This window comes from Leptolyngbya sp. Heron Island J (assembly GCF_000482245.1).
GTDB lineage: Bacteria > Cyanobacteriota > Cyanobacteriia > Phormidesmidales > Phormidesmidaceae > Leptothoe.
The window spans coordinates 25,782-38,433 of the sequence record NZ_AWNH01000053.1 but is presented as its reverse complement, the minus strand read 5'-3'; the positions used below and the strand labels follow the sequence as shown (position 1 = coordinate 38,433).

11 protein-coding genes are annotated in these 12,652 nt (G+C 50.9%); 4 read left to right on the top strand and 7 right to left on the bottom strand.

The window, feature by feature from the left end; all coding sequences use genetic code 11:
• The first annotated feature begins 80 nt into the window (after positions 1 to 80).
• Together N836_RS54625 and N836_RS54620 are read left to right on the top strand one after the other, a co-directional pair.
• Positions 81 to 1,742: a D-Ala-D-Ala carboxypeptidase family metallohydrolase gene (locus N836_RS54625; RefSeq protein ID WP_023073308.1), complete on the top strand. Its 1,662-nt coding sequence runs from the start codon at positions 81 to 83 to the stop codon at positions 1,740 to 1,742.
• Between the two features lie 120 nt (positions 1,743 to 1,862).
• The gene (locus tag N836_RS54620) at positions 1,863 to 2,612 is read left to right on the top strand and encodes a hypothetical protein (protein ID WP_023073307.1); all 750 of its coding nucleotides are present in this window, start codon (positions 1,863 to 1,865) and stop codon (positions 2,610 to 2,612) included.
• A 91-nt stretch (positions 2,613 to 2,703) separates the two neighbouring features.
• On the opposite strand, the gene N836_RS54615 is transcribed toward N836_RS54620, so the two are convergent.
• Together N836_RS54615 and N836_RS54610 are read right to left on the bottom strand one after the other, a co-directional pair.
• The gene (locus N836_RS54615; protein ID WP_023073306.1) at positions 2,704 to 4,008 is read right to left on the bottom strand and encodes a glucosyl-3-phosphoglycerate synthase; all 1,305 of its coding nucleotides are present in this window, start codon (positions 4,006 to 4,008) and stop codon (positions 2,704 to 2,706) included.
• 237 nt (positions 4,009 to 4,245) lie between these two features.
• Positions 4,246 to 5,421 carry an RpoD/SigA family RNA polymerase sigma factor gene (locus tag N836_RS54610; protein WP_023073305.1) on the bottom strand — a complete coding sequence of 392 codons (1,176 nt, stop codon included), beginning with the start codon at positions 5,419 to 5,421 and terminating at the stop codon, positions 4,246 to 4,248.
• A 356-nt stretch (positions 5,422 to 5,777) separates the two neighbouring features.
• Here N836_RS54610 and priA point away from each other — a divergent pair, with 356 nt between their 5' ends.
• Entirely contained in the window at positions 5,778 to 8,318 is a 2,541-nt protein-coding gene (gene priA / locus N836_RS54605) for a primosomal protein N' (RefSeq protein WP_023073304.1), read from the top strand.
• Positions 8,319 to 8,331: 13 nt separating this feature from the next.
• Here the strand turns inward: priA and N836_RS76560 are convergent, their stop codons facing one another.
• From N836_RS76560 to nudC, 5 genes are all read right to left on the bottom strand, one after another.
• A complete protein-coding gene (locus tag N836_RS76560; protein WP_161634977.1) occupies positions 8,332 to 8,505 on the bottom strand; it encodes a hypothetical protein in 174 nt (57 codons plus the stop codon).
• 138 nt (positions 8,506 to 8,643) lie between these two features.
• On the bottom strand, positions 8,644 to 9,516 hold the full coding sequence (locus N836_RS54600) for an anti-sigma factor domain-containing protein (protein WP_023073302.1): 873 nt from the start codon (positions 9,514 to 9,516) through the stop codon (positions 8,644 to 8,646).
• A gap of 49 nt (positions 9,517 to 9,565) precedes the next feature.
• Positions 9,566 to 10,198, bottom strand: coding sequence for a sigma-70 family RNA polymerase sigma factor (locus N836_RS54595; RefSeq protein WP_023073301.1), 633 nt, complete (start codon positions 10,196 to 10,198; stop codon positions 9,566 to 9,568).
• A gap of 63 nt (positions 10,199 to 10,261) precedes the next feature.
• Positions 10,262 to 10,852: a hypothetical protein gene (locus N836_RS54590; protein ID WP_023073300.1), complete on the bottom strand. Its 591-nt coding sequence runs from the start codon at positions 10,850 to 10,852 to the stop codon at positions 10,262 to 10,264.
• Positions 10,839 to 11,732: an NAD(+) diphosphatase gene (nudC, locus tag N836_RS54585; RefSeq protein WP_023073299.1), complete on the bottom strand. Its 894-nt coding sequence runs from the start codon at positions 11,730 to 11,732 to the stop codon at positions 10,839 to 10,841. Before nudC ends, N836_RS54590 begins: the two co-directional genes overlap by 14 nt.
• Positions 11,733 to 11,802: 70 nt before the next feature.
• Between nudC and N836_RS54580 the strand changes: the two genes are divergently transcribed.
• Entirely contained in the window at positions 11,803 to 12,597 is a 795-nt protein-coding gene (locus N836_RS54580; protein ID WP_081716885.1) for an SDR family NAD(P)-dependent oxidoreductase, read from the top strand.
• The last annotated feature ends 55 nt before the right edge of the window (positions 12,598 to 12,652 follow it).

Below are 12,652 nucleotides of genomic sequence, written 5' to 3'. Positions count from 1 at the left end.
ATCATGCAAATGGCAAGCAAAGACGTCCTATAATCAATCACTTGATTTCGTCAAGGTAAAATGTTTGAGCCCAGTTAACTATGGCAGAACTTGTACCCGATCAGCGTAATTACTACTATCTTTTAGAATCGGAACGCGCCGGTATCCACAAACCGATTCTGGCCGGTCTTTATGCGGTGCATGATGCGCCGCGGCTGATGGATGGTGAAACCGGTCTTGGCATCTCTGCAGCCAATAAAATCCCGGTTGATCAGGTCAATACATTCCCCGAGCAGGTACAGTATGCAGCCAATACGCTACGGGCCCTGACGAATAAGCTCACTGCCGATGGCTGGAATGGCAGTGATTTATGGGATGGTAGCAAGGGGCGCTATAGCGATCGCTTTATTGAGCGCATTGCTGAAGGCTATATGCCATCGGCCTCTGAAGACAATGCGGCTCGGTTAGAAAGCTCTAATGCTGAGAGGCTTTTATCGGCCTACGTCGAAGATATTAGCTATGACTATGGTGCTCAGGAACTGCCCCATAATTTGTCAGAGCTAGACGATGAGCTACTGGCATTTTCAGAACGCATTGGCCCCAACTACGGTCGTCTGGATTTTCAACGAGAAGCGTTGTTGGAGGCAGCCCGGATTTGGCGCAAGCTCGATTCTCACCAGAGCACTATCAAGGCCATGAATGTGGCCATTACCAATGATGTGGTTGATGAACCGGCCCTAGATAAGGCGCTGACTGATTTTATTCGGCAGGTGTCGCGGTTTTATTCTGGCTATCCTCACCAGCGAGAAGCGCTACTACGGCTAACTCAGCTATGGCGACAGTTGGATTCCCGTGAAGAGGCCATTGACTGGCTGCGCAATCACGATCCACGGGCCGGGGAAACAAACTTAGAAATTGTTGATCCTGCCCTGGTGGCCTTTGTGCAGCGGATACCCGATTTTTATAAAGGGGATGGCTATCATCGGTTTGCGCTGACTGAAACCTATCGGATGTGGAAGGGTTTAGATTCCCGACCAACAGCCTTGGGTGAACTGGGGGCAACGCCACAGTTTCTGGCCGCGAACAAGGATAATCCCGCTGCTCTGACCCAGGCTGCGAAAAAGGTCGATCAGTCGCTACTGACCTTTATTGAAGGGGTGCCTAATGTCTATAAAGAAACTGAGGAACAACGGGAAGCGCTGATCCGCCTGGTACAAATTTGGCGCAAACTCGACCGCCGGGTGGATGCTATCCAGTCACTGTTTGACGACGTCCGACGGATGACTCGCGCTAATCGCGACTCGATTGAAGCGCCACCAGCACCCAAACCGGCTCCGTTGCCGCCCCGTCCCACTCGTTGGACTCCACACAATATCCAACTTTCAGCCTCAATTATTCCCAATGGCAACTTTACTTGGTCCGAAGCCACCCGTGGGGGAACACGGATGCCGCCCAATCAGTCTACGGTTGATGGCATTGTGCGGATCGCTAAGCTGGCTCAGCAAGCTCGCGATCGCATTGGTCGGCCTTTCCATATCACCAGCTGGTACCGGCCAGCCGATATCAATCGGCAGGTAGGAGGAGCTTCCAACAGTCGTCACATTGTCGGGGATGCCATTGATTTTTATGTCAATGGTCTTTCTGGAGATCAGATTTACTGGGCACTGGACCCCTGGTGGCCTGGCGGTTTGGGGCGCTATCGCAGCTTCCATAGACTCAGTCACCTGGATGCTCGGGGATATCGCGCACGGTGGCGTCACTAATTGCACTTACGGCGCTCGAAATTTCACAGAGGTTTCATACGTGTTTAGATATATCCTCCTAGTCCGGAAACTACCGCCCAGGGCATGCTAAATGTAATCGGATAGCACTCTTGCTTAGCTATGTCTAATCCTGTTATTGGGCTCAATCCCTTGGTGGGGCAAACTTCTACAGTCGTTTCTCAACCCAAGAATCCATGGCTGTATACTTCGATCGGTTTGGCGATGCTATTACTGATTCTGGGGATTGTTTCTCAGCTGCAGTTTTCACGGGTGCGTAAGAAGCTGAAATTTGAGGTCTACAAAAATAGAGAGCTGCAGAAGCGCGTGAAACTGGCGCTGACTACCATTAGTAGGATGGAGAAAAATCCTGATTTGGTACATTCTCGCGATTTCAATCTGGATTACCTCAGAATGAGAATGGAGGAAAAGCAGTTCCACTTTTCTGTTCTCAACCAGCTAAAAGTGAAGGTTAAACAGCGGATTACGATAGCCCTTAGGCCTCAACAGGCCCAGCAAGGCGTCATCGGCATTGCGTCGAAACCACGGGCCGTAGATCAAATCTTTGACGTAGAGTATCAGACTGTCCAGGATGCTCAAAAGAAGATGCGGGTGCTGTTCCGTGTGCAAATTAAACTGGTCAAGCTGCCTACCCAACCCACTTCGATTACGGTTCAAGAGATTATTGAGTGCATTGAGAATTTCTTAAGTCCAGAGCGTGACGATAAGTTCTGGCAACCTACGTTATTGGGACGCTTGGCTACGATGCATTGGGATCAAAAAGCTAAGCCCACACCCTTGTTAGTCCTTGAGCAGACTAGTGAAGGCGTTAACGTCACTTTCCGCAGCTCTAATAATCGAGTTGCGCTTTAGCTACAGGCTTTAATGCTAAAGGCCTAAGGCTCAGGTGCGCTCCATCGAGCGCACCTTTTTATTGTTTTGAATTGGGTGTTGGTGAGGTCAATTAGGTCAAGACCAGGTCTTCGGCGCTGGAATGTCGTTCGTGACTTTTACTGTCATTGTTGCTCTCACTCACATTAACGAAAGGGAGCACCCGTTGCTCTAGCACCTCCTGCATATCTTCGACAACCGCCTGTCCTAAACGCTGACGCAGATCGGGCATCACCGCCAAGGCACGGGTCCAATCGGGAATTTCAGTGCCTGTGGGGTCTTCTAGATACTGCTCTCCAGCTTTGATAATTACTTCTTCAAACCGTTCCAGGGTGTTTTCTTCCTTATGGCGATCGTATTGTAGGCCATTGAATTTGGCATCTACGAAGTACTGTCTTGCTAAGTCTTGGGCTTCGCGTCGGAACTTGATTCGTAGCGATCTCAGCTGATCTTTACCAATTACTACTTGTTCGGTTTCAGTCAGGGTGCGCAGCAGGGACTGCAGAATATCCCGACACATTTTTTGCAGCCCCTGGTTGGGAGCTTGTCCCACATCCTGATGTTTATGGTCAAAGGTGCCCAGATCCACCTGCGCAATCCGTTTGAGGGCGACATTACGATACACCTCAGCCAGCAGTCCCACCTCTAAGCCCCAGTTGGCCGGAATACGCGTGGTTAAGGCCAGGTCGCTGGTTAGAGCAAATTCACCAGATAGGGGATAACGGTAGGCTGATAGATAGGAGATATAGTCGCGATGGCCCCATACGTCCATCAGCGAGTGCAGCAGCGGGGCTACAAAGAGACGGGTAACACGACCATTAATTTTGCGAGGTTCGGTGCTGATGCGGGCATAGTAGGCCTTGGTAAAGGCAAAGCCAAACTCAGGCTCTAATAAGGGAAAAAGCAGCTTGAGCGGGTAAGAGCGGTCGTAGGTAATGATGTCTGCATCGTGGAGTGCGATCGCACCTGCATGCAGTGTCGCCAAACCTAGACCGAGCCAGACTGCTCGACCTTTACCGCGATGGACTAAAAGGTCCAGCCCTTGATCCTGGAGCTGTTGCAGCAGAGCTACAACACGTGGCCCATTTTCCCAGATGATATGGGTCTTTTGGGGTAAGGGAGCAAAAAACTCAACTGCCTTAGCGTACTGCTCTGCCGTATCCGCATAGAGACTGACGACGACTGTATTCACAAACGCACAATCTTTGAGATGGTCGCGAATACGTGCTAGGGCAGGGCGTTCTAGCTCATCGTATAGGGACGGGATTAAAACAGCGGTTGGGGTATCGCGAGTTAGTTCAAGTGACCGCTCTTCTAATCGCGATAAGTCGCAACCAAAATCATGAATTGTAGTGATTCGTTCCTGTTTGTAGTCCATACAATCCCTTACACCCGTAGTATTCAGTCATATCATAAGAAAAATACTAAAAAAAATGTGTCCCCAGCGCTACAGCACATTGTGTCGCTGTGATACACCCTCTGATACCTCGAATACATAAATGGCCAATGCAAAAGCCGATGTAAAACCTTCTAATACAAGCGCTGTATCAGAAGGCCTATTTGATAAATTGGCGTTTGATTAAATCCGTTGGCTAATCCTCAAAAGGATCAAGCTCTATCGCAGCCAGTTCTTCAGACGGGAGGCTACCTGAGGCCGTCGCAGCTTACGCATGGCTTTAGTTTGGATTTGGCGTACCCGCTCTCGGGATAGGTTGAAAATGCCACCCACTTCCTCCAGGGTGTGGGGTTCACCAGTGGTCAAGCCATAACGCAAAGAAATAATGTCCTTTTCACGCTCGGTCAACACCTCCGTCAACACATCAGAGATTTCCTGACGCATCATTGACTCATTCATGCGTGATTCAGGTGAAAGGGTGCTGCCGTCTTCCAGCAGTTCCATCAGTTCCGTATCCTCACCCTTACCGACCCGATGGTTCAGGGACAAAGACTTACGCCTTACCTGCTGTAAACTCCTCAATTGCTCAGGAGTGAGGTCTAATTCTGCGGCTAATTCAGCTTCAGTAGGAGCACGATTTAGCTGTTTGCGTAGCTCCCGCTGGGTTTTCTTGAGCTTGTTGAGCTTTTCGACAATGTGGATGGGCAAGCGAATGGTCCGGGCATCGTTGGCGATTGTTCGGGTGATGCCCTGCCGAATCCACCAGTAGGCGTAGGTAGAAAACTTATAGCCTTTGTCGGGGTCAAACTTTTCTGCGGCGCGGTTAAGACCGAGGGCACCTTCCTGAATCAAGTCTAGAAACGGTACACCGCGATTGAGATAACGCTTGGCAATAGAGACGACTAACCGGAGGTTAGAGCGAATCATCTTGCGCTTCGCAGTCCGGGCATACTGTAAGCGATGTTGGAAATCAGCTTCTGTGCATTCCAGAGCATTGGCCATTTCTAGACGAGTTGGCGTGCGCTTTAGTTGCTCGCTAAGCTGTTTCGATAGGGCTTCTACATCGGCCAAAAACTTAACTTGACGCGCTAGCTCAATTTCCTCATCAGCTTTGAGCAGGGGATAACGAGCCATTTCCTTAAAGAAGGCCCCGACAGCATCGTCGGCCAGGGTTTTCTTATAGGCAGACGCTACTTCTGCAGTCAGCTCATCGCCTGGATCAGTACTCAAATCATCATCCTGTCCAGCTCCCTCTGTGCGACCCCAGCTAGGGGAGTTCGATTCTTCGGTAAACTGACTACCTTGACGATGATTGCCCTCGGTCTTGGGCGCTTGGTCTGTTTCAGTCCAAGGTTCAATTACTGCTGTTTCTGGTGAATTAACAGAAGGAGCCATAGTTCCGCAAGAAAATTCTGTGCCTGAAGGGTTCTGAAAACGTAGCCGAGGAATGCAATTAGCGGTCGACTTAGAAAAGACTACGTGCAGCCCCAATTACACTATACCAATCTCATTCTGGAGCACTGTCCACCATGATATTTTTTGGGGGATGAAAACTCTTGTTTATCAAGGTTTTTGTAGCTTTTGTAACGTTTAATTCCATTCGTTGCGGCATGTAAACTTTTCATGACATTTAGCTTTGAAGGCATGCTTGAAATCTATCTATTTCTGTTTTTTATCTAACAGTTTTGAGTGTTTATTTCTATGTTGTCAGATGTCTACAGACGTCTATATTTATTCTGAATTAGAATTGCATGTCTCAGGCTGAATCCCTTTCCCAATCGTTTATTGGGGTTATTGAAGTGCTGGTGGACTGTCCCGGTGTCCAGGGGCTTTATAAGTATGGAATATCTAAAGATTTTGTAGTTGAACCTGGAGATATCGTTAGCGTTTCATTTGGTGGACGGCAGCTCGGCGCGATCGCAATTCGACTGTTGCCGTTATCGTCCATATCTACCCTTGATTATCAACTTCGCAAGCTCGACACCGTTGTCAGTCGCGGTTTTTTTTCTAAAGATTATTGGAAATTATTAGAGCGAGTTGCTGATTATTATCAGACACCTTTGATTCAGGTAATTCGAACTGCGTTGCCACCAGGTTTGTTAGGGCGTTCTCAGCGCAGAATTCGACTCAAATCTTTATCCCAAGACTCCACATTTTTACCGCGATTAGAGACACTTAATCCGCCTGCTCAAGCGTTGCTCGCCAGCCTGCGTCGTTCCCCTCAAGGTGATTACACCTGGCGCTACCTGCAGCGTCAGCATAAACAGGCCAACGCCGGTTTAACTCAGCTCCTCAATCAAGGCTGGGTGGAAAGTTATCTGGCTATTCCCAGTCCACCGCGACCTCAGCAGCGTCAGGCCGTGAGTGTAATTGTCCCTAGTGTGTCCGAGGGCGATAGTTTAACTAACCGGCAGCGCGAAATTTTGATCACATTGCAGCGTTGTGGTGGCGACCTGTGGTTGAGTGATGCCCTGCAGCGATTGAGGACCACGAGCACTACCCTGCAGCGGTTAGCGACCAAAGGCTATCTGACGATCGAACCCAGGGAACGTTTACGGGTCGGTAATCATTCCCAGGCCCCGGCAGACCAGCCAAAAACGCTTACGTCTGAGCAGCGTCATGTGCTGACCACCCTCAATCAGCTGACTACCTATGCCCAGGTTTTACTCCATGGGGTGACCGGGTCTGGCAAAACCGAGGTGTATCTACAGACTATTGTGCCGCGTCTGCAGGCCGGTGATTCGGTATTAGTTTTGGTGCCTGAAATTGGCCTCACACCCCAGCTTACCGATCGCTTTCGAGCTCGCTTTGGCGAGCGGGTGTGTGTCTATCACAGCGGGCTGTCTGAAGGAGAACGCTATGACACCTGGCGGCAGATGCTGGAGGGACATCCCCAGGTAGTGATTGGGACCCGCTCGGCGATTTTCTTGCCGCTACCGCGCCTGGGACTGATTGTGCTCGACGAAGAACATGACAGTAGTTTTAAGCAAGATCAGCCGACTCCTTGCTATCACACTCGAACAGTAGCCCAGTGGCGGGCAGAAATGGCGAATTGTCCGTTAGTGCTGGGATCGGCAACCCCTGCGTTAGATACATGGGTCGGCGTAAAGGAAACAAAGAATTTAGCATCAAATAATGTAGGGGCGTTCCATGGAACACCCCTACATTATTTGGCAATGCCCAATCGCGTACATCAACGCCCTCTTCCACCCGTCAAGGTTGTCGATATGCGTCTAGAACTCCAGGCCGGGAACCGTTCAGTATTTAGTCGTCCGCTCAAAACGGCCCTGGAGCACATGCAGGCTCAGGGGGAGCAGGGCCTATTGTTTATCCATCGTCGCGGTCACAGCCGCTTTGTTTCCTGCCGCAGCTGTGGTCATGTCATGCAATGCCCAGACTGTGATGTGTCTTTGGCATATCACCAACCGCACAATGGCGGGCCAGCCTCCCTGCGCTGTCACTACTGCGGCTATGGGCAGCGACATCCTGACCAGTGCCCTAGCTGCCAGTCGCCTTATTTAAAATATTTTGGCAGTGGTACTCAACGGATTGTGCATGAGTTACAGAGTCAGTTTCCCGGATTACGCTGTCTGCGGTTTGACAGTGATACGACGCGGGCAAAAGGAGCACATCGAGCCTTACTAGAGCGGTTTGCTGCAGGCGAAGCGGATGTTTTGATCGGTACGCAAATGCTGACGAAGGGGATTGACCTACCTCAAATTACGGTCGTGGGTATCGTTGCTGCCGACGGGCTGCTGCATATGCCAGACTATTGGTCTGGGGAACGAGCTTTCCAAACGTTGACTCAAGTGGCTGGGCGGGCTGGCAGAGGGGAACGGCCAGGTCAAGTTATTTTGCAGACCTATACTCCGGATCATCCAGTGGTTAGGGCGGCTCAGGGCCATAGCTATCATGCTTTTATCCAACAGGAGACTGAGCATCGACAGCTTTTGGGCTATCCGCCCTATGGGCGATTGGTGTTGTTGAGGGTGACAAGCCCAGTGGAGGCTGAGGCAGAAATGACGGCTCAAAAGTGTACCCAGCGGCTGCGGGCATTGATAGCCGGTGGGGATGATAAACCAGCCTCCTGTACAGATGAGCTTAATCTAGCAGGGCCTAGTGTTTTGGGTCCGACGCCAGCACCTATTTATCGGGTGGCACGGCGCTACCGTTGGCATGTGTTACTCAAGCTGCCGTTGGCGATGTCTGTGCCTGATTTAACATCGTTGCGATCGCGCCTGCCTAAATCCGTCAGGTTGACCATCGATGTCGATCCACTCAACCTCAGTTAACGCTCAATCCTGGCTAAAACGCCATATCCCGCCAGTGCCATTCTTCAATGGTGGTTGTGGTCTGGGGACTGTTGGTTTCAAGTTGTGGTCTGGCACTAGCCGTCATCGCATGCATCGGTATTGCTAATGCTAAGCCAGTGGCTAGAACCCCATTCGAAAGCCTGCCTGAAGCATACATACGTTTCATTGAGACCTCCCGGTATCAAAATATACTGTTTTGATTACTAGGATGAGCATTCAGTCTGAGAATTTACTGAGGTAGCCCTAAACCGATAGTAAATTTTTTGTAGCCCTGGATACATTAGTAAGAGTGATCCGCATCCACTCAAATCTCCCCCGTAAGGACAGGGGGGCCTTTAGGGACAGGTGGATCAATGACGGCATCCACTGTGATGATGACTTTGGCAGGCTTGGCATTGCAGAGGGCGTCAGGCACCGTCCATTGCACACTGCCCTCTTCGGTATTGTTAAATTGACCGCAGAACATCGGCGTTGATGTCTCTGTGGCTACTGACCAGAGTCGATAGACCTGGCCTGTGGGTAGGACCGGTAGATTGTGGGACACCAGCTGTACTTCCGAGTGGTCGGGTAGGGTAAGCAAACTGCCGGATGATGTGGATGCATTGTCTGTGCCCTGCAAGGAGTACACCAGGGCATTCGGCTGCCGCAGAATATTTAATACTGCCTCAACGTTGGCTGCAGCCAGTTGGGTTTCCGTTGCTTCCAGTTGGGCTTGCAGGGTTTCTTTGGCTGTTTGTAAAGCCTGCTGCTCCACCTGAGCATTACCGAGTTGAGTTTGGAGCGCTATCTGCTGCTGCCGCAAGCGATAGTTGTCGGTGCCGATGATGGCAATCAATAGGGCGGCTACCATCGTCAGTGCATACCAGCGGCGTTGCCTGCGTCTGGGCTGAGGGTTGGAGGGGGCTTGGCCGGTTTGTGTAGCTCGCTTTGTTCGCTGTGCTATGGCAATGATGGTTGCCTCTAAGTTGCGAGGTAAGGGGGCGGGATCTAATGCGTAGGGCACCAGGGCTAACGTTTCTTGGTAGGCCAGCAGCTCAGCTTTGAGTTCGGGCCGCTGGGCTAAAAGCGTTTGGAGAGTTTCCCGCTCTTCTGGTGATAAGTTGTCAAGGGCATAGCCTGCAAGTAAGTCATGCCAATCGGGATGCGGGTCTGAAGTGGATGGCGAGTCGAATGGCATAGTAATCAGGAAAAAGGTGAAATAAACGTTAGGGCGATAGTGATGATTGCTAGAGGTGGTGCTGTAAGGTTTGGCGGAGTTTACGGAGGGCCTGGCGAGACCGGGACTTGACTGTGCCAAGGGGGATATTTAAGCGCTGAGAGATTTCTGATTGACTGAGCCCTTCGTAATAGGCAATTTCGATGACCTGGCGTTCTTTTTCCGAAAGACGGCTGAGGGCTTGACGGGTGCGCTCGCCACGCTCGGTTAAGGTGGCTATGTCTAAAGGGCTTGAAGAGACATCGGTCATCATCAAATGCCATTTGTGTAACCGCTGGCGATGGGAGGTTTGAGATCGCAGCCGATCAATTGATCTTGACCGGGCCAGGACTACCAGATAGCGACTGAGGGATCCTCGGTTCGCTTGATATGCGTCTTTGTGCCACAGTGTCAGAAATACATCTTGAGTGATTTCTTCAGCTTCTTCATCACTGTGGAGAACGCGACGCGACAGAGTGTAAACCAACCGGCCATAGCGTTGGTACAGGGTGCGTAGAGCCTCCACTTGACCCGCTCGCAACGATGCCAGCAGGTCTGCATCGGAGGATTTGGCATCGGACGTAGCCTGGTCCTCCCAAGATTCAATTGGCCCCATAGGTTTAATCAGACACTCCAAAGCTTGAATGGCCATTATGTCAGTCATCGGCAAGGGCCGATCCGGTTCGCACGCTCTCAAAAAATTCTACGGACCCCTGGCGAGATTGGATTATAGATAAAACCCGGCGTAGATCACCCACATCAGGCCATTGCTCAAAAATAGCAGCCCCTTGAGCCAGCGAGATTGTACGAGTTGCCACACGCGCCAGCTAGCAATCAGCACTAGAGTAAATTCTCCGAGAGCAACAATACCGCCGTGATGGTCTGGGTCCCAGTAGGAAATTTTGCTTTCAAATCGAAAGTTACTGAGCGGCCAAAAGTGCTGGTGGCCGTCATCCACATGGAGTGGCAGGTCGGCTAGACAGTGCAAGACCACACTGGTCGCCAGCACAATAGCCCCATCGGCCAGCGGCTGCCAGTCTGGGCGACGTCCCCTGAGCCATAGAGCAATGGCGATCACTAGTAATGCCAACGGAATCGAGTTGCCGACTGCAAAAATGTCTTGCCAAAAAGGCTCATAGTACGCCTCTCGCCAGATGGTGGCTTCATCCATTTGGACGATTAGTTTAGCCCAGCCATAGAAGCCAAACAGGGCTAAATCTGGCACCAGGGCTCCCCAAAAAATATGGCTATTCAGGTGCGATCGCGACCGCCGACCTAACAGTGCCAGGTTGAGGATGACATGACTAGGGGTGTTCATGACCTTCTCTATCCATAAACCAATCGATCAGCTTTCTGGCAATACTGAGTTTGCCGGGAACCGGTGGCAGAGACTCTTTGGTAAACCAGTCTGCTGTTTCAATTTCATTTGGATCAATAACGATATCACCGCTGGCATAGCGAGCAGTAAATCCAATCATAAGTGAATTGGGAAAGGGCCAGGGTTGGGAACCAAAGTAGCGAATATCTTTGATCTCAATCCCGACTTCTTCGCGCACTTCCCGCGCCACGGTTTCTTCTAGCGATTCTCCAGGTTCTACGAAGCCAGCTAACACGCTATACATGCCCTCTCGAAATCTGGGGGCACGGGCTAGTAGCACCTCAGAACCACGGGATACCAACATGATCACCGCTGGCGAGAGGCGAGGATATTGTCGCAGACCACAGGTTGGACAGTGCTTTACTCGTTCGTGCTGTGACTGTTCCATCGGGGTGGCGCAACAGCCACAGTATTGATGGGTGCGGTTCCACTCCACTAGCTGGGTGGCATGACCTGCCAATGCGAAAAGGGTGTCGTCAAGTAGTCCATGGAGATACCGTAGTGGTCGGAGGTCTAGGCCCGGTGGCAACTCTAGATCTGAGGGCAGTTCGGCACCATAGCAAGGGATATTGGCTAAGGTGCCGAGGAATTGCGATCGCACTACCCCCACCCCCAATTCCTCTAAACTCTTCACCTGGGGCACCCCGATCGCTTCTGGAGGACCTGTCGCGACCGTCACCAACATCCGAGCGCCACAGAACCCAAACCACCATGCCAATTCTCCAGGAGCCGATATCGGAGCTACCCCTGCAACAAAATCCGGTGGTTTGGCAAATGGATTCATTGATGACGTCATATCAGGAGCTGTCAATTCATTCATGCTGTGTGGTCTGTGCAAACTGCCTGCGCTATCTTACGCTAATGCTCGATTAACCCCCTATGCCGATTTCATGACTGATCAATTAAGAACAAGTTCACCTCCCATTTTTGAGGCCATGCAGTCGGGGCACGCCCTAGTAGTTGGTGGCAACCGTGGTATTGGTCTTGGCTTTGTCAAGCAGCTACTCAACGATGAACGTTTTGATCAGATCTTTGCGACATACCGCACCGTGGCCGCTGCAACGGAGCTATTACAGCTGGCCCAAACCCAGGACCGGCTCCACTGCATAGCAATGGATTTAACTGAGGAGTCTCAGATTGAACAAGGTTTAGTCGAGCTTAAAACCATGACCCCTGAACTCCATTTTGTAATTAACTGCGTTGGCTTTTTGCACGATGGCACTATTACCCCTGAAAAGGCACTGCGACAGCTGCAGACAGATAATCTGATGCGCTACTTCCAGGTCAATAGCATTGGTGCCGCCCTGCTTGCCAAATATCTGCTACCCCTGTTGAACCATAAAAAGCCCAATATTTTTGCCACCATCTCAGCCAAAATCGGCAGTATTGAAGATAATCGCCTCGGTGGCTGGTATGGCTATCGAGCATCTAAAGCCGCCTTGAACATGTTCCTAAAAACAGCTGCCATCGAATACAGTCGACGCAGTAAGCAAACGGCCATTGTGCTGCTCCATCCTGGCACCACAGATACCCGTTTGTCAGAGCCTTTTCAGCAAGGTGTGCCCCCTGAAAAGCTTTTCCCAGTTGAGAAAACAGTGGGACTCCTGATGCAGGTTTTAGGGACTGTCACCCTGACCGATAACGGCTCGTTTTTCTCATGGGATGGCAGTCGATTGCCTTGGTAAACAACTAAGCTCGTGTTTTTGAAGTTTTGCAAGCGACGTTGGCGTTTTATTGCTA